Origin of the sequence: Streptococcus sp. oral taxon 431 (genome assembly GCF_001553685.1) — a bacterium.
Taxonomy (GTDB): Bacteria; Bacillota; Bacilli; order Lactobacillales; family Streptococcaceae; genus Streptococcus.
The window spans coordinates 1604263-1630750 of sequence record NZ_CP014264.1 but is presented as its reverse complement, the minus strand read 5'-3'; the positions used below and the strand labels follow the sequence as shown (position 1 = coordinate 1630750).

At 39.5% G+C, this 26488-nt stretch carries 26 protein-coding genes; 25 read left to right on the top strand and 1 reads right to left on the bottom strand.

Annotated elements, in window-relative coordinates:
* The first annotated feature begins 3 nt into the window (after window positions 1–3).
* The 15 genes from AXE83_RS07695 (at window position 4) to AXE83_RS07625 (ending at window position 10578) form a co-directional block, all read left to right on the top strand.
* On the top strand, window positions 4–960 hold the full coding sequence (locus AXE83_RS07695; RefSeq protein WP_049549360.1) for a branched-chain amino acid ABC transporter permease: 957 nt from the start codon (window positions 4–6) through the stop codon (window positions 958–960).
* Entirely contained in the window at window positions 960–1724 is a 765-nt protein-coding gene (locus AXE83_RS07690; RefSeq protein ID WP_001185990.1) for an ABC transporter ATP-binding protein, read from the top strand. The genes AXE83_RS07695 and AXE83_RS07690 overlap by 1 nt, the downstream gene beginning before the upstream one ends.
* Window positions 1724–2434 (top strand): ABC transporter ATP-binding protein, encoded by a 711-nt coding sequence (locus AXE83_RS07685; RefSeq protein WP_060956023.1) that lies wholly within the window; start codon window positions 1724–1726, stop codon window positions 2432–2434. Before AXE83_RS07690 ends, AXE83_RS07685 begins: the two co-directional genes overlap by 1 nt.
* Before the next feature lie 376 nt (window positions 2435–2810).
* Window positions 2811–3467: a CBS domain-containing protein gene (locus AXE83_RS07680; RefSeq protein ID WP_060956022.1), complete on the top strand. Its 657-nt coding sequence runs from the start codon at window positions 2811–2813 to the stop codon at window positions 3465–3467.
* A gap of 128 nt (window positions 3468–3595) precedes the next feature.
* Window positions 3596–3886, top strand: coding sequence for a 30S ribosomal protein S6 (rpsF, locus tag AXE83_RS07675; RefSeq protein WP_049530661.1), 291 nt, complete (start codon window positions 3596–3598; stop codon window positions 3884–3886).
* Between the two features lie 11 nt (window positions 3887–3897).
* Window positions 3898–4368, top strand: a complete 471-nt coding sequence (gene ssbA / locus AXE83_RS07670) for a single-stranded DNA-binding protein SsbA (protein ID WP_049549356.1) — start codon at window positions 3898–3900, stop codon at window positions 4366–4368.
* A gap of 31 nt (window positions 4369–4399) precedes the next feature.
* Complete coding sequence (rpsR, locus tag AXE83_RS07665) at window positions 4400–4639, top strand: 30S ribosomal protein S18 (protein WP_000068664.1); 240 nt, start codon at window positions 4400–4402, stop codon at window positions 4637–4639.
* A gap of 293 nt (window positions 4640–4932) precedes the next feature.
* A complete protein-coding gene (locus AXE83_RS07660; RefSeq protein WP_060956393.1) occupies window positions 4933–5436 on the top strand; it encodes a GNAT family N-acetyltransferase in 504 nt (167 codons plus the stop codon).
* Between the two features lie 80 nt (window positions 5437–5516).
* Window positions 5517–6917, top strand: coding sequence for a bifunctional Cof-type HAD-IIB family hydrolase/peptidylprolyl isomerase (locus tag AXE83_RS07655; protein WP_060956021.1), 1401 nt, complete (start codon window positions 5517–5519; stop codon window positions 6915–6917).
* A 1-nt stretch (window position 6918) separates the two neighbouring features.
* Window positions 6919–7281 carry a S1 RNA-binding domain-containing protein gene (locus tag AXE83_RS07650; protein ID WP_060956020.1) on the top strand — a complete coding sequence of 121 codons (363 nt, stop codon included), beginning with the start codon at window positions 6919–6921 and terminating at the stop codon, window positions 7279–7281.
* Between the two features lie 49 nt (window positions 7282–7330).
* Window positions 7331–8077 carry a tRNA1(Val) (adenine(37)-N6)-methyltransferase gene (locus AXE83_RS07645; protein WP_049549354.1) on the top strand — a complete coding sequence of 249 codons (747 nt, stop codon included), beginning with the start codon at window positions 7331–7333 and terminating at the stop codon, window positions 8075–8077.
* Window positions 8067–8351, top strand: coding sequence for a GIY-YIG nuclease family protein (locus AXE83_RS07640; protein WP_060956019.1), 285 nt, complete (start codon window positions 8067–8069; stop codon window positions 8349–8351). The genes AXE83_RS07645 and AXE83_RS07640 overlap by 11 nt, the downstream gene beginning before the upstream one ends.
* A gap of 84 nt (window positions 8352–8435) precedes the next feature.
* Window positions 8436–9371, top strand: coding sequence for a manganese-dependent inorganic pyrophosphatase (locus AXE83_RS07635; RefSeq protein ID WP_060956018.1), 936 nt, complete (start codon window positions 8436–8438; stop codon window positions 9369–9371).
* 63 nt (window positions 9372–9434) lie between these two features.
* Window positions 9435–9947, top strand: a complete 513-nt coding sequence (locus tag AXE83_RS07630) for a YiiX/YebB-like N1pC/P60 family cysteine hydrolase (RefSeq protein WP_060956017.1) — start codon at window positions 9435–9437, stop codon at window positions 9945–9947.
* A complete protein-coding gene (locus tag AXE83_RS07625; RefSeq protein ID WP_060956016.1) occupies window positions 9931–10578 on the top strand; it encodes a DUF1803 domain-containing protein in 648 nt (215 codons plus the stop codon). The genes AXE83_RS07630 and AXE83_RS07625 overlap by 17 nt, the downstream gene beginning before the upstream one ends.
* Window positions 10579–10619: 41 nt before the next feature.
* Here the strand turns inward: AXE83_RS07625 and AXE83_RS07620 are convergent, their stop codons facing one another.
* Complete coding sequence (locus AXE83_RS07620; RefSeq protein WP_060956015.1) at window positions 10620–12065, bottom strand: UDP-N-acetylmuramoyl-L-alanyl-D-glutamate--L-lysine ligase; 1446 nt, start codon at window positions 12063–12065, stop codon at window positions 10620–10622.
* A gap of 103 nt (window positions 12066–12168) precedes the next feature.
* Here AXE83_RS07620 and AXE83_RS07615 point away from each other — a divergent pair, with 103 nt between their 5' ends.
* The 10 genes from AXE83_RS07615 (at window position 12169) to mltG (ending at window position 26350) form a co-directional block, all read left to right on the top strand.
* Window positions 12169–13791: a putative polysaccharide biosynthesis protein gene (locus AXE83_RS07615; RefSeq protein WP_060956014.1), complete on the top strand. Its 1623-nt coding sequence runs from the start codon at window positions 12169–12171 to the stop codon at window positions 13789–13791.
* 189 nt (window positions 13792–13980) lie between these two features.
* Window positions 13981–15939, top strand: a complete 1959-nt coding sequence (locus AXE83_RS07610) for a peptide ABC transporter substrate-binding protein (protein WP_060956013.1) — start codon at window positions 13981–13983, stop codon at window positions 15937–15939.
* A gap of 145 nt (window positions 15940–16084) precedes the next feature.
* Window positions 16085–17179 (top strand): cystathionine gamma-synthase, encoded by a 1095-nt coding sequence (locus AXE83_RS07605; RefSeq protein WP_060956012.1) that lies wholly within the window; start codon window positions 16085–16087, stop codon window positions 17177–17179.
* 4 nt (window positions 17180–17183) lie between these two features.
* Window positions 17184–18350, top strand: a complete 1167-nt coding sequence (locus AXE83_RS07600; RefSeq protein ID WP_060956011.1) for a MalY/PatB family protein — start codon at window positions 17184–17186, stop codon at window positions 18348–18350.
* A 91-nt stretch (window positions 18351–18441) separates the two neighbouring features.
* A complete protein-coding gene (locus AXE83_RS07595) occupies window positions 18442–21528 on the top strand; it encodes a DEAD/DEAH box helicase (RefSeq protein WP_060956010.1) in 3087 nt (1028 codons plus the stop codon).
* Between the two features lie 58 nt (window positions 21529–21586).
* Window positions 21587–22183, top strand: a complete 597-nt coding sequence (locus AXE83_RS07590; RefSeq protein WP_060956009.1) for a hypothetical protein — start codon at window positions 21587–21589, stop codon at window positions 22181–22183.
* Window positions 22184–22194: 11 nt separating this feature from the next.
* Window positions 22195–23529 carry a UDP-N-acetylmuramate--L-alanine ligase gene (gene murC, locus AXE83_RS07585; RefSeq protein WP_060956008.1) on the top strand — a complete coding sequence of 445 codons (1335 nt, stop codon included), beginning with the start codon at window positions 22195–22197 and terminating at the stop codon, window positions 23527–23529.
* An 8-nt stretch (window positions 23530–23537) separates the two neighbouring features.
* Window positions 23538–24053 (top strand): GNAT family N-acetyltransferase, encoded by a 516-nt coding sequence (locus AXE83_RS07580; RefSeq protein WP_060956007.1) that lies wholly within the window; start codon window positions 23538–23540, stop codon window positions 24051–24053.
* Window positions 24050–24544, top strand: a complete 495-nt coding sequence (locus tag AXE83_RS07575) for a GNAT family N-acetyltransferase (protein ID WP_060956006.1) — start codon at window positions 24050–24052, stop codon at window positions 24542–24544. Before AXE83_RS07580 ends, AXE83_RS07575 begins: the two co-directional genes overlap by 4 nt.
* Window positions 24545–24625: 81 nt before the next feature.
* The gene (mltG, locus tag AXE83_RS07570; protein ID WP_060956005.1) at window positions 24626–26350 is read left to right on the top strand and encodes an endolytic transglycosylase MltG; all 1725 of its coding nucleotides are present in this window, start codon (window positions 24626–24628) and stop codon (window positions 26348–26350) included.
* The last annotated feature ends 138 nt before the right edge of the window (window positions 26351–26488 follow it).

Below are 26488 nucleotides of genomic sequence, written 5' to 3'. Positions count from 1 at the left end.
ACAATGAAAGAAAATTTAAAAGTTAATATTCTATGGTTATTCCTTTTGTTGCTTGGATATGGTTTGATTAGCCTATTGGTTTCTGTAGGAGTCTTGAACCTTTTCCATATTCAGATTATTGAACAAATCGGTATCAACATTATTCTAGCAGTAGGTCTTAACCTTATCGTTGGGTTCTCTGGTCAGTTTTCACTTGGACATGCTGGATTTATGGCTATTGGTGCCTATGCAGCAGCCATTATCGGATCAAAATCTCCAACCTATGGTGCATTCTTTGGAGCTATGTTGCTCGGTGCTATCATTGCTGGTCTGGTTGCCTTGGTCGTTGGAATTCCTACCCTACGTTTGAAAGGGGATTATCTTGCGGTTGCGACACTTGGTGTTGCTGAAATTATTCGTATCTTCATTATTAATGGTGGAAGCCTTACAAACGGTGCAGCTGGTATTTTGGGGATTCCTAACTTTACAACTTGGCAAATGGTATATTTCTTTGCTGTGATTACAACGATTGCTACTCTCAATTTCCTTCGTAGTCCTATCGGGCGTTTAACCTTATCTGTTCGTGAAGATGAGATTGCTGCTGAGTCAGTAGGAGTAAATACTACAAAAATTAAAATCATCGCTTTTGTTTTTGGTGCTGTTACTGCAAGTATCGCTGGTAGTCTTCAGTCAGGATTTATCGGATCAGTCGTACCAAAAGATTATACGTTCATCAACTCTATCAATGTATTGATTATCGTTGTATTTGGTGGTTTAGGATCCATTACAGGGGCAATTGTTGCTGCAATCGTGCTTGGAATCTTGAACATGCTCCTTCAAGACGTGGCCAGCGTTCGTATGATTATCTATGCTTTGGCCTTAGTACTCGTTATGATCTTCAGACCAGGTGGTCTTCTTGGGACTTGGGAATTGAGCCTATCACGTCTCTTTAAAAAAGGTAAGAAGGAGGGACAAAACTAATGGCATTGCTTGAAGTAAAAAATTTAACCAAACATTTTGGTGGTCTGACAGCCGTTGGGGACGTCACTCTCGAATTGAACGAAGGTGAACTTGTTGGTTTGATTGGACCGAATGGTGCTGGGAAAACAACCCTCTTCAACTTGTTGACAGGTGTTTATGAACCAAGCGAAGGGACAGTAACCTTGGATGGTCACTTGTTAAATGGCAAGCAACCCTATAAAATCGCATCTCTTGGTTTAGGGCGTACCTTCCAAAATATCCGCCTTTTTAAAGACTTGACAGTTTTGGATAACGTTCTGATTGCATTTAGCAATCATCATAAACAACATGTTTTTGCAAGTTTCTTGCGCTTACCAGCTTTTTATAAGAATGAAAAAGAATTGAAAGCTAAAGCCTTAGAATTACTAAAAATCTTTGATTTGGATGGAGATGCTGAAACTCTAGCTAAAAATTTAGCCTATGGTCAACAACGTCGTTTGGAAATTGTTCGTGCTCTTGCTACAGAACCTAAAATCCTCTTCTTGGATGAGCCTGCAGCGGGTATGAATCCACAAGAAACTGCAGAATTGACTGAGTTGATTCGTCGTATTAAGGATGAATTCAAAATCACCATCATGCTGATTGAACATGATATGAACTTGGTTATGGAAGTTACGGAGCGTATCTATGTTCTAGAGTACGGTCGTTTGATTGCTCATGGGACACCAGATGAAATCAAGAGTAATAAACGTGTTATCGAAGCATATCTTGGAGGTGAAGCCTAATGTCTATGTTAAAAGTTGAAAACCTCTCAGTACACTATGGTATGATTCAAGCTGTACGTGATGTGAGCTTTGAAGTAAATGAAGGAGAAGTTGTTTCCCTTATCGGTGCAAACGGTGCTGGTAAAACAACCATCCTTCGTACCTTATCAGGCCTTGTTCGTCCAAGTTCTGGTCGGATTGAATTTTTAGGGCAAGAAATCCAAAAGATGCCTGCACAAAAAATTGTGGCATCAAGACTTTCTCAAGTACCAGAAGGACGTCACGTCTTCCCTGGTTTGACAGTTATGGAAAACTTGGAAATGGGAGCCTTCCTTAAGAAAAATCGTGAAGAAAATCAAGCAAATCTGAAAAAAGTATTTTCACGTTTCCCGCGTTTAGAAGAACGTAAAAACCAAGATGCAGCTACCCTATCAGGTGGTGAACAGCAGATGCTTGCTATGGGACGTGCGCTTATGTCAACGCCTAAACTTCTTCTCTTAGATGAACCATCAATGGGGCTTGCTCCAATTTTTATCCAAGAAATTTTTGATATCATCCAAGATATTCAAAAACAAGGTACGACCGTTCTTTTGATCGAGCAAAATGCCAATAAGGCACTTGCCATCGCAGATCGAGGCTATGTACTGGAAACAGGAAAGATTGTCCTATCAGGAACAGGTAAAGAGCTCGCAGCATCAGACGAAGTCAGAAAAGCATATCTAGGTGGCTAAAACAATCCAGTGGATTGTTTTAGTCGGCAGATAAAGATTGCAAAGCAATCCACATTAGTCCGGGGGACCTTTTTAGTCGGCGGATAGAGATTGCTTGGCAATCATCAGAACCAGTGGATTGTTTTAGTCGGCAGATAAAGATTGCGCAAGCAATCCACATTAGTCTGGTGGAGCTTTTTAGTCGGCAGATAAAGATTGTCTTAGTCTGCGGGAAAGATTGCCAAACAAATTACATAATCATAAGATTGAGGGCCCTAATATAGGGCTCTTTTTATAGTATTTCAGAGTTTTCAGAATCTTGAAAAAGAGATGAAAGCGTTTGATTGATTTTCGTAAAAAGTGTATAATAAAGCTATAAACATAAAGGAGAGTTCCTATGGCAGTTAAAGATTTTATGACACGAAAGGTCGTATATATTAGCCCAGATACGACTGTAGCACATGCAGCAGACTTGATGCGCGAACAAGGTTTGCATCGTCTTCCTGTTATTGAAAATGATAAATTAGTTGGTCTAGTAACAGAAGGAACAATTGCTGAAGCCAGTCCATCAAAAGCAACGAGTCTTTCAATCTTTGAGATGAATTACTTGCTTAATAAAACAAAAGTAAAAGACGTCATGATTCGTAATGTTGTAACTGTCTCCGGTTATGCAAGTTTGGAAGATGCAACCTATCTTATGCTGAAAAATAAGATTGGAATCTTGCCAGTTATTGATAATGAACAAGTTTATGGTGTCATTACTGACCGTGATGTATTCAGAGCATTTCTTGAAATTTCTGGTTATGGCGAAGAGGGAATCCGTGTTCGTTTTATCACAGAAAATGAAGTTGGGGTACTTGGTAAGATTGTTTCTTTAATCGTTGAGGAAAATCTTAATATCTCTCATACTGTTAATATTCCACGTAAAGATGGTAAGATTGTTATCGAAGTTCAAATTGAGGGAACGGTTGATCTAGCTACCTTTAAACAGAAATTTGATTCTGAGAATATTCAGGTTGAAGAAATTGCACAAACTTCTGCAAAAAAACTGTAAAAAATAAAATAGAAGCAGTTTTCACTTGCGAAAAAAATTTTTTTCTAGTATAATAATTTATTGTGAGCAAACCTCACTTACCCCTTGCAATGTCTTGGGGTCATTAGACCAAAAGGAGGAACATATCAATGGCTAAATACGAAATTCTTTATATCATTCGTCCAAACATTGAAGAAGAAGCGAAAAACGCTTTGGTAGCACGTTTTGACTCTATCTTGACTGACAACGGTGCAACTGTTGTTGAATCAAAAACATGGGAAAAACGTCGTCTTGCATACGAAATCCAAGATTTCCGTGAAGGACTTTACCACATCGTTAACGTTGAAGCAAACGACGACGCAGCTCTTAAAGAGTTTGACCGTCTTTCAAAAATCAACGCTGACATTCTTCGTCACATGATCGTCAAACTTGACGCGTAAGAAGGTAGATTATGATTAACAATGTTGTACTTGTAGGGCGTATGACTCGTGACGCTGAGTTGCGTTATACCCCATCAAATGTAGCAGTTGCGACTTTTACTCTTGCAGTAAACCGTACATTTAAGAGTCAAAATGGTGAACGTGAGGCTGATTTTATCAATGTCGTTATGTGGCGCCAACAGGCTGAAAATCTTGCTAACTGGGCTAAAAAAGGCTCGCTTATCGGGGTGACAGGTCGTATCCAGACTCGTAGTTACGATAACCAGCAAGGACAACGTGTCTACGTAACAGAAGTCGTGGCTGAGAATTTCCAAATGTTGGAAAGCCGTAGTGTGCGTGAAGGACATACAGGTGGAGCTTATTCTGCACCAAGTTCAAACTACTCAGCACCTACACAATCAGTACCTGACTTTTCACGTGATGAAAATCCATTCGGAGCAACTAATCCTTTGGATATTTCAGATGATGATTTACCATTCTAATGGACAATTAATACTATAAAGGAGAAAAAACATGGCTCAACAACGTCGTGGCGGATTCAAACGCCGTAAAAAAGTTGATTACATCGCAGCAAACAAAATTGAATATGTTGATTACAAAGATACTGAGCTTCTTAGCCGTTTCGTTTCAGAACGTGGAAAAATCCTTCCTCGTCGTGTAACTGGAACTTCAGCGAAGAACCAACGTAAAGTAACAACAGCTATCAAACGCGCTCGCGTAATGGCTTTGATGCCTTTCGTAAACGAAGATTAAAAAAGAGGTCCGGGGGACCTCTTTTTCAGACCCCAATGGGTCTTTTTTTCACGAGCATGGAAATGGGATAGCGAGTTGAGGTCCAGTGGACCTCTTTTTCATGATCTTGAAAACAAGAAAGTGAATTAAGATCCCGACGGTTTTTTTTCACGAGCTTTGAAATGAGAGAGGGAGTTTGGGTCCGAGTGGACCTCTTTTTCAGACCCGAGTGGGTCTTTTTTCACGAGATAGTTTTTTTCTGACCTTGGCATGCTATAATGGTAATAGAAAGAGTAAAGGTGGGTAAGTCAAAGATGAATTGTACGATTAGAAATATGATTAAGTCTGATATTGAATCCTTATCTCATGGATTTATGAATCAAGGTTGGCCTGGTAGAGAGGAAATTTTGGCTAGATATTTTCTGGAACAGGAAAGTGGGGAGAGAGAAGTCTTAGTTGCAGAGATTGATGGTGCTGTAGCGGGCTACGTTACCATTTTGCCCTCTGCTAAACATGGTCCTTTTGCAGAAGTCTATCCAGAATTATCAGATTTTAATGTGTTTGAGCCTTTTCGAAATCAAGGAATTGGGAATCAACTGCTAGAAGAAGCAGAAAAACGAGTCAAGTTTGTTTCGAGTAAGGTCACTCTTGGTGTAGGTTTGCACTCAGGCTATGGACCTGCCCAGAGATTGTATATCAGAAGGGGCTACATTCCAGATGGTTCAGGTGTCTGGTATCGAAATCAACCCTTGGAAATGAATGCAACTAGCCAAAATAATGATGATTTGGTTTTGTATCTAGTAAAGGAATTCGGATAAGAGACAAGGATTTTATTGGGGATGTGGGATTTCTCTACTTTATGGTATAATGGAAAGAGTGAATTGAAGGAGGAAAGGTGATGGATGCGAAATTAAGATATAAGGCAAAAAAGATAAAGGTTATTTTTTTTGATATTGATGATACGTTGAGAAACTCAAAGACTGGTTTTATCCCCACCTCAATTTCAACAGTATTTCAACAATTGCGTGAAAAAGGTATTTTGACTGGGATTGCGACTGGTCGTGGGATTTTCGGTGTCGTGCCAGAGATTCGCGAGCTTAAACCTGACTTTTTTGTTACCTTGAATGGTGCCTATATTGAGGATAAAAAAGGCAATGTGATTGATAGTAACAAAATCGCTAAAGATAAGGTTGAAACCTATATTGCTTGGACTAAGGAAGTGGGGATTGACTATGGTTTAGTTGGTAGTCATACTGCTAAACTCTCCACTAGAACTGAGTTGATTAGTGAGGCCATTGATCCAATTTATCCTGACTTGGATGTTGATCCTGATTTTTATGAAAAAGAAGACATCTATCAGATGTGGACTTTTGAGGATCAGGGAGATGACCTGACTTTGCCTGAAAGTTTAGCATCGACTTTGCGTATGGTACGCTGGCATGAACATTCGTCAGATGTGGTACCAATTTCAGGTTCAAAAGCAGCTGGTGTAGCAAAAGTTGTAGAATATTTAGGTCTTAAACCTGAGAACGTGATGGTTTTTGGGGACGGACTTAACGATTTAGAGCTCTTTGATTATGCAGGCATTAGTATTGCTATGGGCATTTCTCATGACAAAATCAAAGAAAAAGCAGATTATATTACAAAAACATTAGAAGAAGATGGCATTTTCGATGCCTTAGAAGGATTTGGTATGGTAGAAAAAGAATTACAGTTTCCACAAGTAGACATTGAAGCAGTAGAAGGTCCGATTGCGACTATTAAGACCAATCACGGAGACTTGCGTATTAAGCTCTTCCCTGAACATGCTCCTAAAACAGTAGCTAACTTTGTAGCTCTTTCAAAAGATGGTTACTATGATGGTGTCATTTTCCATCGTATTATCAAGGACTTTATGATTCAAGGTGGAGATCCAACTGGTACTGGTATGGGTGGCGAATCAATCTATGGTGAGTCATTTGAGGACGAGTTTTCAGAAGAACTTTACAATATCCGCGGAGCCCTTTCTATGGCTAATGCTGGACCAAATACAAACGGTAGCCAGTTCTTTATCGTGCAAAATCAACACTTGCCATACTCTAAGAAAGAAATTGCTCGTGGTGGTTGGCCAGAACCAATTGCGGAAATTTATGCAGAACAAGGTGGAACTCCTCATCTAGACCGTCGTCATACTGTATTCGGTCAACTTGCGGATGAAGCTTCTTATGAAGTTCTGGATGCAATTGCAGGTGTAGAAACAGGTGCAATGGACAAGCCAGTTGAAGATGTCGTTATCGAAACGATTGAAATCGAGGACTAGGATGAAAATAGGTGATAAGCTAACAGGGCGAATTACAGGGATTCAGTCTTATGGAGCCTTTGTGGAGTTAGAGACTGGTATTACAGGCTTGATTCATATTTCTGAAATTCGTACAGGATTTATTGAGAATATCTATGATATACTGAAAATCGGTGAAGAAGTTCAAGTCCAAGTTGTCGATTTGGACGAATATACAGGGAAAGCAAGTCTTTCTATTCGGACTTTGGAAGAAGAGAAACATCAATTACCGAGACGGAGACGTTTTTCAAGTGACCGTGTCAAATACGGATTTGCTCCTTTGGCTCGCATGATGCCTATCTGGACCAAGGAAGCTATCTCTAATCTAAATAAGAAAAAGTCTTAATTGATTTTTTCTCTCTTGAAATGTTAATATAGTTTGTTATAATAGAAGTATGGTAGAAGAATTATTAAAATCAGGAGAGAGAATCAATCAGCTCTTTTCTACAGATATCAAGATTATTCAAAATAGAGAGGTTTTTAGCTATTCGGTGGATAGTGTACTTTTGTCACGCTTTCCTCGCTTTCCTAAAAATGGCTTGATAGTGGATTTTTGTGCGGGTAATGGAGCTGTTGGACTTTTTGCCAGTAGTCGTACTAAGGCGAAAATTCTGTCTGTTGAAATCCAGGAACGATTGGCGGATATGGCAGACCGGTCAGTCCGATTAAATGGCTTAGAAGAACAGATGCAGGTCATTTGTGATGATTTGAAAAATATGCCTGCTTACATTCAGGGGAGTAAGGTTGATTTGATTTTATGCAACCCTCCCTATTTTAAAGTGGATCCAAATTCTAATCTGAACGAGAGTGAGCACTATTTGTTGGCTCGGCACGAAATTACGACCAATCTTAAGGAAATCTGCCGTAGTGCCCAAAGTATTCTCAAATCCAATGGGCGTTTAGCCATGGTTCATCGTCCAGATCGATTGTTAGATATTTTAGAAACGCTTCAACAACACAATTTGGCTCCAAAGCGTCTGCAATTTGTTTACCCTAAACGGGAGAAAGAAGCCAATATGCTTTTGATCGAGGCTATCAAGGACGGCTCCACTAGTGGTTTTAAGGTTTTACCACCACTCATTGTTCATAATAGTGATGGTACTTATACACCAGAAATTCAAGAGATTTACTATGGATCATAAGGCTTATATGTATGTGGTAGAGTGCCGTGATGGTTCCTACTATACAGGCTATACAACAGATGTGAAGAAACGGATTGCCGTTCACAATAGTGGTAAGGGAGCCAAGTACACACGAGCTCGGTTGCCAGTAAAACTTATTTATGCAGAAGGTTTCGATAGTAAAGAAGAAGCCATGTCAGCCGAAGCGCTTCTAAAACGTAAGAAGAGGCCACAGAAGGAAAGATTTTTATCTGACAACCAAGAAAAAAATTTAATCAATCATTTTGAAGAGTAGAGGGGAGTTCTTTGACTCCTCTTACTTTTGTCAAAAATTGAAAAAAATGCTACAATAGAGTGAATAAAGAAACGAGGTATTATCATGTCTAAGATTCTAGTATTTGGACACCAAAATCCAGATTCAGATGCTATTGGTTCATCTGTAGCCTTTGCTTATCTTGCAAAAGAAGCTTATGGTTTGGATACAGAAGCGGTGGCTCTAGGAACTCCAAATGAAGAAACAGCTTTCGTATTGAACTATTTTGGTGTGGAAGCACCGCGCGTGATCACATCTGCTAAAGCGGAAGGTGCAGAACAAGTTATCTTGACTGACCACAATGAATTCCAACAATCAGTTTCAGATATTGCTGAAGTAGAAGTTTACGGTGTGGTGGACCACCACCGTGTGGCTAACTTTGAAACTGCAAGCCCACTTTACATGCGTTTGGAACCAGTTGGATCAGCATCTTCTATCGTTTACCGCATGTTCAAAGAACACGGTGTAGCTGTTCCAAAAGAAATTGCAGGTTTGATGCTTTCAGGTTTGATTTCAGATACCCTTCTTTTGAAATCTCCAACAACACACCCATCTGATAAGGTGATTGCGCCTGAATTGGCTGAATTAGCTGGTGTGAACTTGGAAGAATACGGTCTTGCCATGCTCAAGGCTGGTACAAATTTGGCAAGCAAATCTGCTGAAGAATTGATTGATATCGATGCAAAGACTTTTGAATTGAACGGTAACAACGTACGTGTTGCCCAAGTGAATACAGTTGATATTGCTGAAGTCTTGGAACGCCAAGCTGAAATCGAAGCAGCCATCCAAGCCGCAAATACAGCAAATGGCTACTCTGACTTTGTCTTGATGATCACAGATATCGTTAACTCAAACTCAGAAATCCTTGCTCTTGGATCAAACATGGACAAGGTAGAAGTAGCTTTCAACTTCAAACTTGAAAACAACCACGCTTTCCTTCCAGGTGCTGTTTCACGTAAGAAACAAGTAGTGCCTCAATTGACAGAAAGCTTTAATGCATAATCATAGATGGGGAAACCCATTGTTAAAAAGGAGTCTTGACTCCTTTTTTGCTAGGAGAGAAAGATGTTAGAAATTGGCGATTTGATTTTTGTGAAAGATGATTCGGATATAGGACAGGCCATCCAGGAATCTACTGGTAACTATAGCCATGTGGCCATCTTTTTGGACGGACAGGTCTATCATGCTACGGTGGAAGGTGGTGTCCTTGCCCAGTCCCCTGAAGATTTCTTTGAAGCTGAGAAAGTATATGACCTTTATCGCTATCCAAAAATGGATCAAAAAGAAGTCAAAAAGCTGGCAGAGAGCCTTTTAGGGGCTCCCTACAATGCTTCCTTTTATCCCGACGGAGCTGGTTTTTACTGTTCTCAGTTCATTACTGAACTACTCCCTATTTTTGAGACCATTCCCATGAAGTTTGGGGATGGGACGAAGGAGATTAGTGATTTCTGGAGAGAATATTATCGAGATTTGGGGCTTCCTGTACCTCTGAATCAGCCTGGCACTAACCCGAGTCAATTAGCAGCATCACCACTTTTAGTTTGTAAAGAAAGGAATCTTCATGATTCAGATTTTTAATCCATCTCGTTTGACGCGACAACCATTCTTTAGAGATTTGGTAGACTATCTTTATCAGCATGATGATGTTATCCTCCGTGAAATCAAGGCTCAGTTTACAGAGGTCGCAGTTGACAAGCTCTTGGAGGAATACATTAAGGCGGGTTTGATTTTGAGAGAAAATAAACGCTATTATCTCAATCTTCCCTTTCTAGAATCTACAGAATCTCTTGAACTGGACCAAGAAGTCTTTGTGAGAGATAATAGCCCAATCTATCAAGAAATCCTGGAGAAACATTTTCAGACCGAATTGCGCAATCAAACCAATGCAGCAATCTTAAAAGAATATACCGATTTTGCAAGAGAAAAGATGACACTGTCTAATTATTTTTATAAGGTCAAGCATCAGTATCCTTTGACGGAAGAACAGCAGGCGCTCTACGGAATTTTAGGGGATGTCAATCCTGAGTATGCCCTCAAGTACATGACTACCTTTTTACTCAAGTTCCTCAAAAAAGATCAACTCATGCAGAAACGACGTGATATCTTTGTTGATAGTTTAGTCTTATTAGGTTATATCGTTCAAAATGAAGATGGAAAATATGAGTTGACTGTAGAATTTGATAAAGAAAGACTCATCTTTATAAAATAATAGAAGAAGACTAGGAAATTTCCTAGCCTTCTTTAAATTTACTATAGATAACGTTCAGCGATGGCTGCATCACCTGGATAGTCTTCTTTCTTACCTTGGATGATTTGGTAGCAGTCAGCTCCTTTACCAGCGATAATGACAGCATCCAGTTCTTGATTTGTGATAGACATCGCAGCCTTGATAGCTTGCTCACGGTCAGCAATCTTTTCAACAGGATGATGGATATAGCTACTGATTTCATCTGCAATGGCCATCGGATCTTCATAGTTTGGATCATCAGCTGTTAGAAAGACTTGAATTTCAGGATGTTGATCGAGGAGAAGTCCGAAGTCCTTACGACGGCTTTCTCCCTTGTTTCCAGTTGAACCAAGTACTAAAGCAATCTTTCCAGTTTGATGAGTTTCAACGACAGAAATAAGTTTTTTAAGACTGTCACCATTGTGGGCGTAGTCGATGAAAACTTTTGCACCATTTTTCTGAGTGAGAACTTCCATACGACCAGGTACGCGAGTAGTCGCAATCCCTTTTTTGATGTCTTCAAGACTAGCACCTAGACGAAGACAAGCAAGTCCTGCAGCAACAGCATTCTCTTGGTTGAAATGTCCAATTAGTTGGATGTCATAATCTCCTGCTAATTTACCAGTAGCTGAGAAGTTAAAGGCTTTGGAGTTTTCAATCTGGTTATTTGACTGGCTACCGTAGAAGTCATGCTCTTGGTTCACAACTTGTTCTTTCAGAATAGAGAAGTGGTCCATATCGCTATTAATGACAACTGCTCGGCTATTTTTCATTAAGAGGCGTTTATGATAGAAGTAATCTTCAAAAGTCGGATGTTCAATAGGACCAATATGGTCTGGTGTGATGTTGAGAAAAACTCCCACGTCGAAAGTTAAACCATACACTCGATTTACCAGATATGCTTGGCTGGAAACTTCCATTACCAGATGGGTTCTTCCATTCTTAACTGCTTGAGCCATCATATCAAAGAGGTCGATATTTTCAGGTGTTGAGAAGGAAGATTTGAAGAAAGTCTTGCCATCTAAAGTGGTATTCATTGTCGATAAGAGGGCTGTTGGGTAGCGTTGGGACAAGATATGATAGGCAAAGTAAGCCGCTGTTGTTTTTCCTTTAGTGCCAGTGAAAGCAAGGATTTTCAGTTTCTCCTGAGGGTTGCCATAAAATTCCATGGCAATCAAACTCATGGCCTTTTTGATATTGTTAACAACAATAACAGGAATACCAACTTCATAATCCTGTTCAGCCACGTACCAATTAAGCCCTTGTGCGATAGCTGAAAATAGATATTCTTTTTTAAAGGCAGCTCCTTTTGCAAAAAATAGAGTATTTTCTTTGGTTGTTCGGCTATCGTAACTGATGCTGTCAAAAATAACATCGTTGTAGTTGTAGTGGTAATGTCCTTGGTCGATAATCTCACGGAAGAGACCATCTTTCTTTAAAATATCTAATATAGTTTCAATCTTTATCATACTTTCTATTGTAAACCGAAAGTCTGAATTTTACAAGTAACAAGGAAAAGTTTATAATGGAAGATAAGGAACATTTCCGTTATTAAAATTAAATGAGGAAGTTATGTCTAACGAAAATAATCATCAGCAGGCCCAGATGTTACGCGGAACTGCCTGGCTAACGGCTAGTAACTTTATCAGTCGCCTGCTCGGGGCCATTTACATCATCCCTTGGTATATCTGGATGGGGACTTATGCTGCTAAGGCTAATGGTCTCTTTACTATGGGTTACAATATCTATGCTTGGTTCTTGTTAATTTCGACAGCGGGTATTCCTGTTGCAGTCGCTAAGCAGGTCGCTAAATACAATACCATGCATGAGGAAGAGCATAGTTTTGCCCTGATTCGAAGCTTCTTAGGCTTTATGACGGTATTGGGACTTGCCTTTGCTTTGATCTTATATCTCTTTGCACCTTGGTTGGCAGATCTTTCGGGTGTCGGGAAGGATTTGATTCCCATTATGCAGAGTCTAGCTTGGGCTGTCTTGATTTTCCCGTCTATGAGTGTTATCCGTGGATTTTTCCAAGGGATGAATAATCTCAAGCCTTATGCCATGAGTCAAATCGCTGAGCAAGTTATCCGAGTTATTTGGATGCTCTTAGCAACCTTTATCATCATGAAGCTTGGTTCGGGAGACTATCTAGCAGCAGTCACCCAGTCTACCTTTGCAGCCTTTGTGGGAATGGTAGCTAGTTTTGCAGTCTTACTTTATTTCCTCTATAAAGAAGGAATGCTTCAAAAAGTCTTTGAAACACGAGATAAGATTGATAGCAAACATCTGTTACTGGATACGATTAAGGAAGCTATTCCTTTTATCATAACAGGTTCAGCTATTCAACTCTTCCAAATCTTAGACCAGATGACCTTTATCAATAGTATGAAGTGGTTTACCAACTACAATAATGAAGATTTAGTTGTCATGTTTTCTTATTTCTCTGCCAATCCTAATAAAATCACCATGATTCTCATTTCTGTTGGAGTTTCGATTGGTAGTGTGGGATTACCACTTTTAACTGAGAACTATGTCAAGGGGGATTTGCCAGCAGCTTCTCGCTTAGTGCAAGATAGTATTACCATGCTTTTCCTATTCCTCTTACCTGCAACGGTTGGAGTAGTCATGGTAGGTGAACCACTCTATACAGTCTTTTACGGTAAGCCAGATGGCTTGGCTATGGGCTTATTTATCTTTGCGGTCTTGCAATCAACAATTCTAGGCTTGTACATGGTCTTGTCACCAATGCTTCAGGCTATGTTCCGTAACCGTAAGGCAGTCTTGTATTTTGTTTATGGCTCAATTGCTAAGATTGTTTTACAATTACCATCAATAGCGCTTTTTCATAGTTATGGTCCTCTCATTTCAACGACTATCGGTCTTATCATTCCAATTGTTTTGATGTATCGCGAAATCTGTCAGATTACAGGAGTTCGTCGAAAGATCATCCTTAAACGAACCATCCTAGTGACTATTTTAACTCTTGTCATGTTTATTCTGGTAGGCTTCTTACAATGGATGATAGGATTTGTCTTCCAACCAACTGGACGTTTCTGGAGTTTCATTTATGTCGCTCTAATCGGAACAATCGGTGGAGGACTCTACGGATTCATGAGTCTCTATACTCGTCTCTTAGATAAGGTTATTGGACAGGCAAAAGCTGACCAGTTACGAGCACGATTAAAATTATCATAATGCTTTATAAATAAAATGAACAGTTTGAACTTTTAAGGGAAAAAAGTTTAAATTGTTCATTTTTTATTTAAAAAAGAGAGAAAAAAATAAAAATTGTAGAAAAATATAAATTTTTAACACATAAACGCTTGACTAAAAAAAACTTTAACTGTATAATGATACAAATATTTAATTTTGGAGGTTCTGGAAATGAAAAAGTCTAAGGCAAAATATCTGACGCTAGCAGGCCTTGCCCTAAGTGCCGGTCTACTATTGGCGGCTTGTAGCAACTCAGCTAGTTCAACTAAAACATACAACTATGTCTATTCTAGCGATCCGTCTAGTTTGAACTATCTTGCAGAAAACCGTGCAACAACCAATGACATCGTTACCAATTTGGTAGATGGGTTGATGGAAAATGACCAATACGGTAACTACGTTCCATCCTTGGCAGAAGATTGGACTGTTTCTCAGGACGGTTTGACATACACTTATAAACTTCGTAAAGATGCTAAGTGGTATACCTCTGAAGGTGAAGAATATGCTCCAGTAACTGCCCAAGATTTTGTAACTGGTTTGAAATATGCTGCTGATAAAAAATCCGAAGCTTTGTACCTGGTTCAAGATTCTGTAGCAGGTTTGGATGACTATATCAACGGGAAAACAACTGACTTTTCAACTGTCGGTGTTAAGGCGATTGACGACCAAACAGTTCAGTACACTTTGACACGACCAGAATCTTATTGGAATTCTAAAACAACATCAACCATTCTCTTCCCTGTCAATGCAGACTTCCTGAAATCAAAAGGGGATGATTTTGGTAAGGTAGACCCTTCTAGTATTTTGTACAATGGACCTTTCTTAATGAAATCTTTTGTTTCAAAATCTGTTATCGAATTCAAGAAAAATCCCAACTACTGGGATGAAAAAAATGTCTTTGTGGATGATGTGAAATTGGCCTATTATGATGGTAGTGACCAAGATGCACTAGCACGTAACTTTGTAGAAGGAGTCTATAGCTACGCGCGTCTCTATCCAAATAGCTCAAGCTTTGAAGGAATTAAAGAGAAGAACAAGGATAACATCATCTATAGTATGCAAAATGCAACTTCTTATTACTTGAACTTCAACTTGGACAGAAAATCTTATAACTTCACGTCTAAGTCCTCAGATATCGAAAAGAAATCAACCCAAGAAGCAGTTCTGAATAAAAACTTCCGTCAAGCCTTCAACTATGCATACAACCGTACAGCCTATGGAGCACAATCTCAAGGGGAGGACGGAGCAACGAAGATTATTCGTAACCTAGTTGTACCTCCAACATTTGTAAGTATCAACGGAAAAGACTTTGGCGATGTTGTTTCAGAAAAGATGGTCAACTATGGCCAAGAATGGCAAGGAATCAACTTTGCAGATGCGCAAGACCCATACTACAATCCTGACAAGGCTAAGGCTAAATTTGCGGAAGCCAAGAAAGAATTGGAAGCTAAGGGTGTGCAATTCCCAATCCACTTGGATGTAACAGTTGACCAATCAGCTAAAAAAGGTGTACTTGAAGCAAGCTCTTTGAAACAATCCATCGAATCTGTTCTAGGAGCTGAGAATGTGGTGATTGATATCCAACAATTATCAACAGACGATTACGATAATTCTGGCTACCTCGCTCAAACTGCAGCCCAAAAAGACTTTGATATCTATAATGGTGGTTGGAGTGCAGACTACTTAGATCCGTCAAGCTATCTTGATATCTTAAATGTCAATAACGGTGGTATGTTGCAAAACATTGGTCTAGAACCAGGTGAGGTCAATGACAAGGCTAAGGAAGTTGGTCTGGATACTTACACTCAAATGTTGGAAGAAGCGAACAAGGAGCAAGATCCAGCAAAACGTTATGAAAAATATGCTGAAGTTCAAGCTTGGCTCGTTGATAGCGCCCTTGCTATTCCAAACGTTTCTCAAGGTGGAACACCGACCTTGAGAAAGACAGTTCCATTCTCATCGCCATTCTCACAAGCTGGAAATAAGGGTGTCGAATCATACAAATATCTCAAGTTGCAAGATAAAACTGTAACGGCTGATGAGTATGAAAAAGCTAAAGAAAAATGGTTAAAAGAAAAAGAAGCATCTAATAAAAAAGCCCAAGAAGAATTAGCAAAACATGTTAAATAATCAGTCTATTCAACAGGAAAAACGATAGTTTCTCAGGAAGCTATCGTTTTTATATAGTTTGAAACTATAACTAGCTCTTGAAAACAAGAAAACGAAGGATACAAAATAAGTGGTACAATAGTTACTATAGATTTGGAGGTATTGTATGAGTAAATCATTTCACATCAACACAATTTTAGCACAAGCAGGGATTAAGTCTGATGAGGCAACAGGTGCTTTGGTTACACCAATTCACTTTTCAACGACTTATCAGCACCCAGAATTTGGTCAATCAACGGGATTTGACTATACCCGTACCAAAAACCCAACTCGTAGCAAGGCAGAGGAAGTCTTAGCAGCTATTGAATCAGCCCATTATGCTCTAGCAACTAGTTCAGGTATGTCTGCGATTGTGTTGGCCTTTAGCATTTTTCCAGTAGGAAGTAAGGTTTTGGCTGTCCGTGACCTTTATGGTGGTTCTTTCCGTTGGTTCAATCAAGTTGAGCAGGAAGGACGTTTCCACTTTACCTATGCTAACACAGAAGAAGAACTAATTGCCGAGCTAGAAAAGGATGTGGATGTACTCTATATCGAAACGCCAACCAACCCTTTGATGTTGGAATTTGATATTGAAAAATTGGCTCAATTAGCTCATGCTAAGGGTGCTAAAGTTGTCGTCGACAATACCTTCTATAGCCCGATTTACCAACGTCCAATTGAAGATGGAGCAGATATTGTCCTTCATTCGGCGACAAAATACCTTGCAGGCCATAATGATGTTCTAGCTGGTGTAGTTGTGACAGATAATGCTGATTTGTACGAAAAACTCTTTTACAATCTCAACACGACAGGGGCTGTCTTGTCACCATTTGATAGTTATCAATTGATTCGTGGTCTCAAGACCTTGTCACTTCGTATGGAGCGCTCAACAGCTAATGCTCAGGAAATCGTAGCCTTTTTGGAACAATCACCTGCAGTCAAAGAAGTTTTGTATACAGGTCGTGGGGGAATGATTTCCTTTAAAGTGGCAGATGAGAAGCGCATCCCTCATATCTTAAATACTTTGAAAGTATTCTCTTTTGCTGAAAGTCTGGGTGGTGTAGAAAGTCTAATTACATATCCAACCACTCAAACCCATGCAGACATTCCTGCAGAGGTTCGTCATTCTTATGGACTGACCGATGACCTCTTGCGCTTGTCTATTGGTATTGAGGATGCTAGAGATTTGATTGAAGATTTGCGTCAAGCCTTGGAAGGATAAGACTATGGGAAGATATGATTTTACGACCTTGCCCAATCGTTTTGGACATCATACTTATAAATGGAAAGAAGCAGAGACTGACCGAGAAGTATTACCAGCCTGGATTGCTGATATGGACTTTGAAGTGTTACCTGAGATTCGTCAGACTGTCCATGACTATGCGGAGCAATTAGTTTATGGCTATACCTATGCTAGTGATGGCTTGATTGAAGCTGTTCAAAACTGGGAGGAAAAACACCATGGTTATCGCTTTGAAAAGGATGCTATAGTCTTTATCGAAGGAGTAGTGCCAGCTATTTCAACAGCCATTCAAGCCTTTACCAAAGAGGGTGAAGCAGTACTCATTAATACACCCGTTTATCCACCTTTTGCTCGGAGCATTAAGCTCAACAATCGTCGATTAATCACCAACTCTCTAGTAGAAAAAGATGGACTTTTTGAGATTGACTTTGTCCAACTAGAAAAAGACTTTGTCGAAGAAGATGTGAAGCTCTACGTTCTCTGCAATCCTCATAATCCTGGTGGACGCGTTTGGGAAAAGGAAGTCTTAGAGAAGATTGGACAACTGTGTCAAAAACATGGAGTCTTGCTGGTATCTGATGAGATTCACCAAGATTTAGCTCTATTTGGAAACAAGCACCAGTCATTCAACACGGTAAATGAAGATTTTAAAGAATTTTCACTAGTTTTAAGCAGTGCGACCAAGACCTTTAACATTGCTGGAACGAAAAATTCTTACGCCATTATCGAAAATCCCAAGTTGAGAGTGGCTTTCCAAAAACGCCAGCTGGCTAATAATCAACATGAAATCTCAGGTTTGGGATATTTAGCAACAGAAACTGCCTATCGCTATGGGGAGGATTGGTTGACAGAACTCAAAGAACTGATTGAGAAACACATCAATTATGTAGTGGATGTATTTGGCAAAGAAACTAAAATCAAGGTCATGAAACCTCAAGGGACCTATCTCATTTGGCTTGATTTTTCAGCCTATGATATTAGCGATGAAGAATTAAAAGGACTCTTAAGAAATGAAGCCAAGGTTATCCTTAATAGAGGCTTAGACTTTGGTGAAGAAGGAGCTCTACATGCTCGCTTAAATGTAGCTATGCCGACATCTGTCTTGGAAGAAGTTTGCCAACGAATTCTAACCACTTTCGCTAACCTTTAACAAGCTAGCCTTCTGGGGGAAAAGTACCCTAGAAGGCTATTTTCATAGGAAGAAATGTGGTATAATTAGGAGATAAAGAAAAGGGGAACATATGGCTAAATTGATTCCAGGGAAACTTCGGATGGAGGGAGCTCAACTCTACGAAACTAGTCAGATTGAAATTATCAAAGAGAAAGACCATCGTCTCTATGCGCGTGTAGCAGATGAAGAAATTCGCTATAGCCTGGATGATGATTTGGTTTTTTGTGCTTGTGATTTTTTCCAAAAAAGAGGGTTTTGTGTACATTTGGCAGCACTAGAACATTACCTTAAAAATGATCCGATTGGTCAGGAACTCTTAGGAAATCTGGAAAATGTGCACGAAAAGAAAGAAGAAGTTGAAACTCAGGTTACTTTTGGAGGAAAGTTTTTAGAATCCGTCCAAATTCCGAAACTTTCTGAAATCTATCAGTTGTCTGCTCAAGGGCAGGTTGAAGCAGGGACTAATCGTATTATTTGGACTTTGAGAGTCGGTCTTATTCAGACACAGAAATTCTATGTAATCCGAGATATACCCCTTTTTCTGAAGGTTTTAGAAACTAGCAAACCCTATATGATTGGGAAGTTATATGAAACTTCCTTGAATATTCGTCAGTTTGATGAAAGTAGCCAATTTGTTCTAAATTTCCTTCAGGGAATTGTAGAAGATGAGGCTGAAAATGCCCTCTTTTTCCAGAATCAAGGTCGTCATCTCTATTTCCCGTTGTCTTTTTTTGAGCAGGGTGTTAGTTTGCTGATGGGTTTAGATGAATTTCAATTTGACCATCAGATTTCGAATTATCACCACCTTGTATTTCAAGATTTTGATGGTCAAGCAGGTTTGTTTACCTTTCAAATTGAAGAAAAGTCCAACTATTTTGAGATGGAAATTGTTCAACAGGTAGGGCTTAATTCGTTTTATAAGGGGCAAGTCTTGTTTACTAAAGGTACATTTTATCTTCTGTCTAAAGAACAAGCTAGACTTATAGAAAAATTAAAAAAAGTAACTATCGATAAAAGTGGTAGAAAGATTTTACAATTTGATACCAGTGATCGAGATCTTCTAGCTTCGACCTTATCCCAGTTCAAAAACGTAGGAAATGTAGAGGCTCCTGATGGGCTTCGAATTCAGTCTTTCCGTCCTTCTTTCTACATGGAAGGAGAAGAGGATGGCTCTATTCGCTTGGATATGCAGTTTCAGTATGAAACTTGCCTAGTAAGGAATCGTAATGAACTAGAGAATCTTCCTTTTGCTAGCGATATTCAACTAGAGAAAGAGATTTTTCAACTAGCTCTATCAGCTGGATTTGAAGCAGATTTTCGTTCATGGCGTCAAAGTTTGAAAGCTGATGCAGTCCATGCCTTCTTCCATGAAGTTTTGCCAGCCTTTGCAGCACTTGGAGAATTAAAGATTTCTGAAAGCTTGCAAGACCTTTATCAGGTTCAGAAGCCTCAAGTTCACATCTCATCCAAGGGAAGCCTATTAGAAATTCAATTTGATTTTCAAGATATAGATCAAGAAGAAATCGATCGAGCGATGAAAGCGCTAGTTGAGAAGCAGGATTATTATATTTCGTCCTCTAACCAGGTTTACTATTTTGATGATCAGACCAAGCGTATCCGTCAGGATTTAGAAGAATTAGGGATAGAGGACCTACAAGATGGAGCTTTTCGAGCTCGTAAATCCCTAGCTTATACCCTATCTCATCTATTTAAGGACCAGGATCAAATTTCTTTCACCGAAGAATTTCGCAATTTGGCCCATGATTTGACGCATCCAGAAGATTTTCCGATGAAAGTGCTGAATATCAAAGCAGATCTCAGGGATTATCAGAAAAAGGGAATTCAGTGGTTTCAGATGCTTCACCATTATGGATTTGGTGGGATTTTAGCAGACGATATGGGACTTGGGAAGACCTTGCAAACCATCGCCTTTTTAAGTAGTCAGGTTCAAACAGATACTAGTGTCCTGATCCTTGCTCCATCTGGCTTAATCTATAACTGGGCTGATGAATTTCAAAAGTTTGCTCCAGATTTGGATGTAGCGGTTGTGCATGGCTTAAAATCTCATCGAGAGTCAATTTTGGCAGAAAATCATCAGATTTATGTTACAAGCTATGCAACTTTCCGTCAGGACAGTGAGATTTATCGAAACCTATCTTTTGATTTTCTTTTTCTAGATGAAGCTCAAGTGATGAAAAATGCACAAACGAAGATTGCTCAAAGTTTGCGACGATTTGTGGTTCCATCTGTCTTTGCACTATCAGGAACACCGATTGAAAACCATCTGGGAGAACTATGGTCGATTTTTCAGATTGTCTTACCAGGCCTCTTACCTGCTAAGAAGGAGTTTATGAAACTATCAACTGAGAGAGTGGCTCAATTTATCAAACCCTTTGTCATGAGACGCAAGAAAGAAGAGGTTTTGACAGAGTTGCCTGACTTGATTGAAGTCGTCTATAAGAATGAACTGGAGGATCAACAAAAAGCTATCTATCTTGCTCAACTGCAACAGATGCAGGAGCGTCTGGGACAGGTAAGCGATTCGGAATTTCAACGAAATCGCGTCGAAATTTTGACTGGTCTCATGCGTCTGCGTCAGATTTGTGATACACCTGCGCTCTTTATGGATGACTACCAAGGAGAGAGCGGGAAGCTGGATAGTTTACGAGATTTGCTGGTTCAGATTGCTGAAGGTAGACACCGTGTACTTATCTTCTCACAATTTAGAGGTATGTTGGATCGGATTGAGCAAGAGCTACCTGACTTAGGCTTGACTTCCTTTAAAATTACGGGCTCAACTCCTTCTCAAGAACGTCAGGAAATGACTAAGGCTTTTAACCAAGGAGAGCGCGATGTATTCTTGATTTCTCTAAAAGCTGGTGGGGTTGGACTAAATCTCACTGGTGCGGATACGGTCATTCTAGTAGACTTATGGTGGAATCCTGCAGTTGAATCTCAGGCTATCGGTCGAGCTCATCGTATGGGACAAGAGCAGGCTGTTGAAGTTTATCGCCTTGTGACTCGAGGTACAATTGAAGAAAAGATTCAAGAATTACAAGAGAAAAAGAAAAATCTTGTTTCTGAAATCTTGGATGGAACAGAGTCTCGAGGAAGTCTGAGTCTAGCTGAAATACGAGAAATTTTAGGGATTTCATGAGCCTATACTTGAAAAATCAAGACATTACGCTATAATGGAGTATTGAAAGGAAATAAATATGACACAAAAACGATTTCCAATAGTGGCAGATGATGAAGTCATGTTGACAGAAATGCCAGTTATGAATCTCTACGATGAGTCTGATTTCATCAGTAATATCAAAGGTGATTATCAAGATAAAAACTACTTAGAATGGTCTCCAATCACTGAAGAAAAAAAGCAAGAGAAAGCCAAGCCTCTTGTAAAACCGATTGAGAAAAAAGAAAAATCCTATGCTGAATTAGCGCGTGAAGAAGCTCGTGCGGATTTGAAAAAGAAGCGCTCGGCTCGATATTTGACTCAGGATGTGAGTCATACGAGACGTCAAACGAAAACAAGCCAGGTGCGTTCAGCAAATCAACCGACAGCACCTTTTCAAAAAGAAAATCCAGGAGAATTTGCGAAATATAGTCAGAAGTTAGGTCAATCTCACTATATTTTGGCAGAAACAGTTTCTCAAGTGGAACATCCAATTTCAGACGGTGAAACAAGTCGTTCCAAGAAAAACAATTATGACTTTTTAAAGAAAAGTCAAATTTATAACAAAAAAAGTAAACAAAAAGAACAAGAACGTCAAGTGGCCCAAGAGCTTAACTTGACTAGAATGAGCGAATAGAGGGGAAGAAAATGGCAAAAACCTATCATTTTATCGGAATCAAAGGATCAGGTATGAGTGCCTTGGCTTTGATGTTGCATCAAATGGGGCACAAGGTGCAAGGTTCTGATGTTGAAAAGTACTACTTTACACAACGTGGACTAGAGCAAGCAGGAATTACAATTTTACCTTTTGATGAAAAAAATCTTCAAGGTGATTTAGAAATTATCGCTGGTAATGCCTTCCGTCCAGATAACAATGTTGAAATTGCTTATGCAGACCAAAATGGTATCAGCTACAAACGTTACCATGAGTTTCTTGGTAGCTTTATGCGTGACTTTATCAGTATGGGAGTTGCAGGTGCACACGGTAAGACGTCAACGACAGGGATGCTTTCTCACGTCTTGTCACACATCACTGATACAAGCTACTTGATCGGAGATGGTACAGGTCGTGGTTCTGAAAATGCCAAGTATTTTGTCTTTGAATCAGACGAGTATGAGCGCCATTTCATGCCGTATCACCCAGAATATTCTATTATTACGAACATTGACTTTGACCATCCTGACTATTTCACAAGCTTGGAAGATGTCTTCAACGCCTTCAATGATTATGCTAAACAAATTACCAAAGGTTTGTTTGTCTATGGTGAAGATGCTGAGTTGCGTAAGATTACAGCAAATGCCCCAATCTATTATTACGGTTTTGAAGCAGACAACAATGACTTTGTAGCCAGCGATTTACTTCGTTCTAGTACAGGTTCAACCTTCACCATTCACTTCCGTGGTCAAGAGTTGGGCCAATTCCACATTCCAACTTTCGGCCGTCACAATATCATGAATGCCACTGCAGTAATTGGTTTGCTTTATACTGCTGGCTTTGATTTGAATTTGGTGCGTGAACACTTGAAGACTTTTGGAGGAGTGAAACGTCGCTTTACAGAAAAGATTGTCAATAACACGGTTATCATCGATGACTTTGCGCATCACCCAACTGAAATCGTAGCGACTCTTGATGCTGCACGTCAGAAATATCCAAGCAAGGAAATCGTGGCTATCTTCCAACCGCATACTTTTACTCGTACAATCGCCTTGTTGGACGATTTTGCCCAAGCCTTGAATCAGGCTGATGCAGTTTATCTAGCACAAATCTATGGATCTGCTCGTGAGGTGGACCATGGTGATGTCAAAGTAGAAGACCTTGCCAATAAAATCAACAAGAAACATCAAGTTATCACAGTTGAAAATGTTTCTCCACTCCTAGACCATGACAATGCTGTCTATGTCTTCATGGGAGCTGGCGACATCCAAACGTATGAATATTCATTCGAACGTCTCTTGTCTAATTTGACAAGCAATGTTCAGTAAGGAAGATCATGGAATTTCCAATTAAAATCAGGGAAGCTCAGCAATCAGATATTGATCAGATTTGCTTGATACAAGAAAGTATTTCAAGCTCCCTAGAAATAATGAATAAAGAAATAATAGAAGAACGTATCCGCAACCATGCGGGTACGTTTCTCTTAGCTAGCCTGGATGATCAGGTGATTGCTTATATTTTAGCGACAGATTTTGCTACATCCTCAGTAAGTAGATGGATAGTAGAGATGGCAGATGGAGAAGCTATTAGTAATAGAAATCTCGTTATTGATGCTTTATCTGTTCATCCGAATTATCAGAGGCAAGGGTTTGGAACCTTGTTGCTAGCAGCTTTGAAGGAAGTTACTCGTCAGCAAGATAGACCAGGTATTTATCTGCTTTGTGAGGATGAGTTGCTGGCCTACTTTGAAATGAATGGATTTGTAGAACAGGGGATCGTAGATGGAGAAAGGGGCAGTGAAGTTGCCTTTCTCATGCGTTGGCAGAATCCCTATTTTCAGGAGGAAATATGATTATTAGACCAGCGAGATTGACAGATTTAGATCGTATCTTTGAAATTGAACTAGAGAACTTTTCAATTGAAGAAGCCATTCCTCGCCCTGTTTTTGAAGCTCATCTGAAGGAAATTAAGACTAGTTTTTTAGTGGCTGAAAAAGAGGGGGAAATACTAGGCTATATTGAGGGACCAGTAGTCCCTCATAGACATTTACAAGACCAGTCCTTTACAGAAGACATTAAAGATTATAGCCATCAAAAAGGTGGCTATATCTCTGTGACTTGTCTATCCATTGCTAAGAAAGCTCAAGCTTTAGGTATCGGACGAAAATTATTGACCGCCTTAAAAGAGATCGCTCTTGAGCATGAGCGTGAGGGAATCAATCTGACCTGTCATGACTATCTCATTGGTTATTATGAGAAACATGGTTTTGTGAATGAAGGAAAATCTAAGTCGACTTTTGCTGGGGAAGAATGGTATGATATGATCTGGGAAAACACGAATTAGGCATCAGAAAGGCATCTATGGTTGCTTTTCTTTAGTTTTTAAGATATAATATTATGGATTATCAACAAGGAGGTAACACCTTTGAGCGAAAATTCTCGAGAAGAAGAAAAGTTAAGTTTTAAAGAACAAATTTTAAGAGATTTAGAAAGATTAAAAAGAGAAGACGGCATCGCGAATACTAAAAGTAGTAACGATGATTTGTTTTCAAATTTAAGTAATAGTTCAGAAGCGGAAAAACCAGTGGAAGAACCTTCTGTAGAAGACTTGATGGCCAATTCTGTTTCACTAGTGGATGAATTGCTTGCTAATGCTCCAGCAGTTCCACCACGTCCAGTTTTACAAGATGATTCAGTTGAAACTTCTGTAGCTTCAGAGCCAACTGTAGCTCCAGATCCTCTACCATCAACGGAAGCTGTTGAATCCGTCAAGCCTCTTGAACCTGCTCAACCAGCGGAAGAAGAGAAAGAGTTCAATGCTATTTCGACAAGGATTCCAGTTTCTTATCGTACGAATCAGGCCAAACCAAGTCCTGCTAGAAAGAATATTAAACCTCAACCGAAACCAACAGTTCTTGCAAAAGAAACTCCAAGTCAAGAACCAGTTGCTCCAGTTGAAACTGGAACTGAACTTCCTAGAAGAAGTCGTAAAGAGTCAGTGAAACCAATCAAGAAAAAGAAAAAATCACGCTTGAAAGGATTTTTCGTAACAGTATTTGTTTTATTGGTTTTACTAGGTGTGGGTGGTTTCTTTGGTTACCGTTATGTCGAATCTGCACTCCAACCAGTTGATGCAAATTCAAAACAGTATGTCACGGTTCAGATTCCAGAAGGAGCTAATCTTCAGCAAATTGGTGATACATTAGAGAACTCTGGATTGGTAAAACACGGGTTTATCTTTAGCCTTTATGCTAAGTATAAAGACTATTCTGATTTAAAATCTGGTTACTACAATTTGCAAAAGAGCATGAGTACAGATGATATCATCAAAGAATTACAAAAGGGTGGAACTCCTCAACCTCAAGAGGTTGCACTTGCAAATCTTACAATCCCTGAAGGTTATACCCTTGATCAAATCGCACAAACGGTTGGTCAGCTTCAAGGAGAGTTTAAAGAACCCTTGACTGCGGATGCCTTCCTGGCAAAAGTTCAAGATGAAACCTTCATCTCTCAATTAGTTGCTAAATATCCAACCCTTCTCGAAAGTCTACCAACTAAAGAAAGTGGTGTTCGTTACCGTTTAGAAGGTTATCTTTTCCCAGCAACATATAGCATCAAAGAAAGCACAACTGTTGAAAGCTTGATTGATGAAATGGTGGCAGCTATGGACCAAAACTTGTCAGGGCATTATACTGCAATCAAAGAAAAGAATTTGACAGTGAATGAACTCCTCACCATTGCATCACTTGTGGAAAAAGAAGGGTTGAAAACTGATGATCGTAAGCTAATTGCTGGAGTTTTCTATAATCGTTTGAACCTTGGTATGCCACTTCAGAGTAATATTGCTATTCTCTATGCAGAAGGTAAGCTAGGACAAAATATTAGCTTGGCAGATGATGCAGCAATTGATACAACAATCAATTCACCATATAATGTTTATACAAACCTTGGCTTAATGCCTGGCCCAGTAGACAGTCCAAGTCTTGATGCAATTGAAGCAAGTATCAATCAAACTAAGAGTGACAATCTCTACTTTGTAGCCAACGTACAAGATGGCAAGGTTTACTTTGCAACGACACGAGAAGAACATGATCGAAACGTTGCAGAGCATGTCAACAGTAAACTAACACAATCAAGTAGTTCAAACTAACTCTTGGAACAAGATTTGCTATTAAAGCCGTGAATGTAGAAGAGAATCTCTTCTTTTTACAGGAATAGCAAGTCACACCAGTCTTTCCTCTATGATCAGAAACGCCTGAAATCTATAAGTTTTAGGCGTTCGGAAATT

What these genes read in the sequence shown, in the direction of transcription:
- AXE83_RS07695 (WP_049549360.1), top strand. Translation starts at nt 4, where the DNA reads ATGAAAGAAAATTTAAAAGTTAATATTCTATGGTTATTCCTTTTGTTG.
- AXE83_RS07690 (WP_001185990.1), top strand. Translation starts at nt 960, where the DNA reads ATGGCATTGCTTGAAGTAAAAAATTTAACCAAACATTTTGGTGGTCTG.
- AXE83_RS07685 (WP_060956023.1), top strand. Translation starts at nt 1,724, where the DNA reads ATGTCTATGTTAAAAGTTGAAAACCTCTCAGTACACTATGGTATGATT.
- AXE83_RS07680 (WP_060956022.1), top strand. Translation starts at nt 2,811, where the DNA reads ATGGCAGTTAAAGATTTTATGACACGAAAGGTCGTATATATTAGCCCA.
- rpsF (WP_049530661.1), top strand. Translation starts at nt 3,596, where the DNA reads ATGGCTAAATACGAAATTCTTTATATCATTCGTCCAAACATTGAAGAA.
- ssbA (WP_049549356.1), top strand. Translation starts at nt 3,898, where the DNA reads ATGATTAACAATGTTGTACTTGTAGGGCGTATGACTCGTGACGCTGAG.
- rpsR (WP_000068664.1), top strand. Translation starts at nt 4,400, where the DNA reads ATGGCTCAACAACGTCGTGGCGGATTCAAACGCCGTAAAAAAGTTGAT.
- AXE83_RS07660 (WP_060956393.1), top strand. Translation starts at nt 4,933, where the DNA reads ATGAATTGTACGATTAGAAATATGATTAAGTCTGATATTGAATCCTTA.
- AXE83_RS07655 (WP_060956021.1), top strand. Translation starts at nt 5,517, where the DNA reads ATGGATGCGAAATTAAGATATAAGGCAAAAAAGATAAAGGTTATTTTT.
- AXE83_RS07650 (WP_060956020.1), top strand. Translation starts at nt 6,919, where the DNA reads ATGAAAATAGGTGATAAGCTAACAGGGCGAATTACAGGGATTCAGTCT.
- AXE83_RS07645 (WP_049549354.1), top strand. Translation starts at nt 7,331, where the DNA reads ATGGTAGAAGAATTATTAAAATCAGGAGAGAGAATCAATCAGCTCTTT.
- AXE83_RS07640 (WP_060956019.1), top strand. Translation starts at nt 8,067, where the DNA reads ATGGATCATAAGGCTTATATGTATGTGGTAGAGTGCCGTGATGGTTCC.
- AXE83_RS07635 (WP_060956018.1), top strand. Translation starts at nt 8,436, where the DNA reads ATGTCTAAGATTCTAGTATTTGGACACCAAAATCCAGATTCAGATGCT.
- AXE83_RS07630 (WP_060956017.1), top strand. Translation starts at nt 9,435, where the DNA reads ATGTTAGAAATTGGCGATTTGATTTTTGTGAAAGATGATTCGGATATA.
- AXE83_RS07625 (WP_060956016.1), top strand. Translation starts at nt 9,931, where the DNA reads ATGATTCAGATTTTTAATCCATCTCGTTTGACGCGACAACCATTCTTT.
- AXE83_RS07620 (WP_060956015.1), bottom strand. Translation starts at nt 12,065, where the DNA reads ATGATAAAGATTGAAACTATATTAGATATTTTAAAGAAAGATGGTCTC.
- AXE83_RS07615 (WP_060956014.1), top strand. Translation starts at nt 12,169, where the DNA reads ATGTCTAACGAAAATAATCATCAGCAGGCCCAGATGTTACGCGGAACT.
- AXE83_RS07610 (WP_060956013.1), top strand. Translation starts at nt 13,981, where the DNA reads ATGAAAAAGTCTAAGGCAAAATATCTGACGCTAGCAGGCCTTGCCCTA.
- AXE83_RS07605 (WP_060956012.1), top strand. Translation starts at nt 16,085, where the DNA reads ATGAGTAAATCATTTCACATCAACACAATTTTAGCACAAGCAGGGATT.
- AXE83_RS07600 (WP_060956011.1), top strand. Translation starts at nt 17,184, where the DNA reads ATGGGAAGATATGATTTTACGACCTTGCCCAATCGTTTTGGACATCAT.
- AXE83_RS07595 (WP_060956010.1), top strand. Translation starts at nt 18,442, where the DNA reads ATGGCTAAATTGATTCCAGGGAAACTTCGGATGGAGGGAGCTCAACTC.
- AXE83_RS07590 (WP_060956009.1), top strand. Translation starts at nt 21,587, where the DNA reads ATGACACAAAAACGATTTCCAATAGTGGCAGATGATGAAGTCATGTTG.
- murC (WP_060956008.1), top strand. Translation starts at nt 22,195, where the DNA reads ATGGCAAAAACCTATCATTTTATCGGAATCAAAGGATCAGGTATGAGT.
- AXE83_RS07580 (WP_060956007.1), top strand. Translation starts at nt 23,538, where the DNA reads ATGGAATTTCCAATTAAAATCAGGGAAGCTCAGCAATCAGATATTGAT.
- AXE83_RS07575 (WP_060956006.1), top strand. Translation starts at nt 24,050, where the DNA reads ATGATTATTAGACCAGCGAGATTGACAGATTTAGATCGTATCTTTGAA.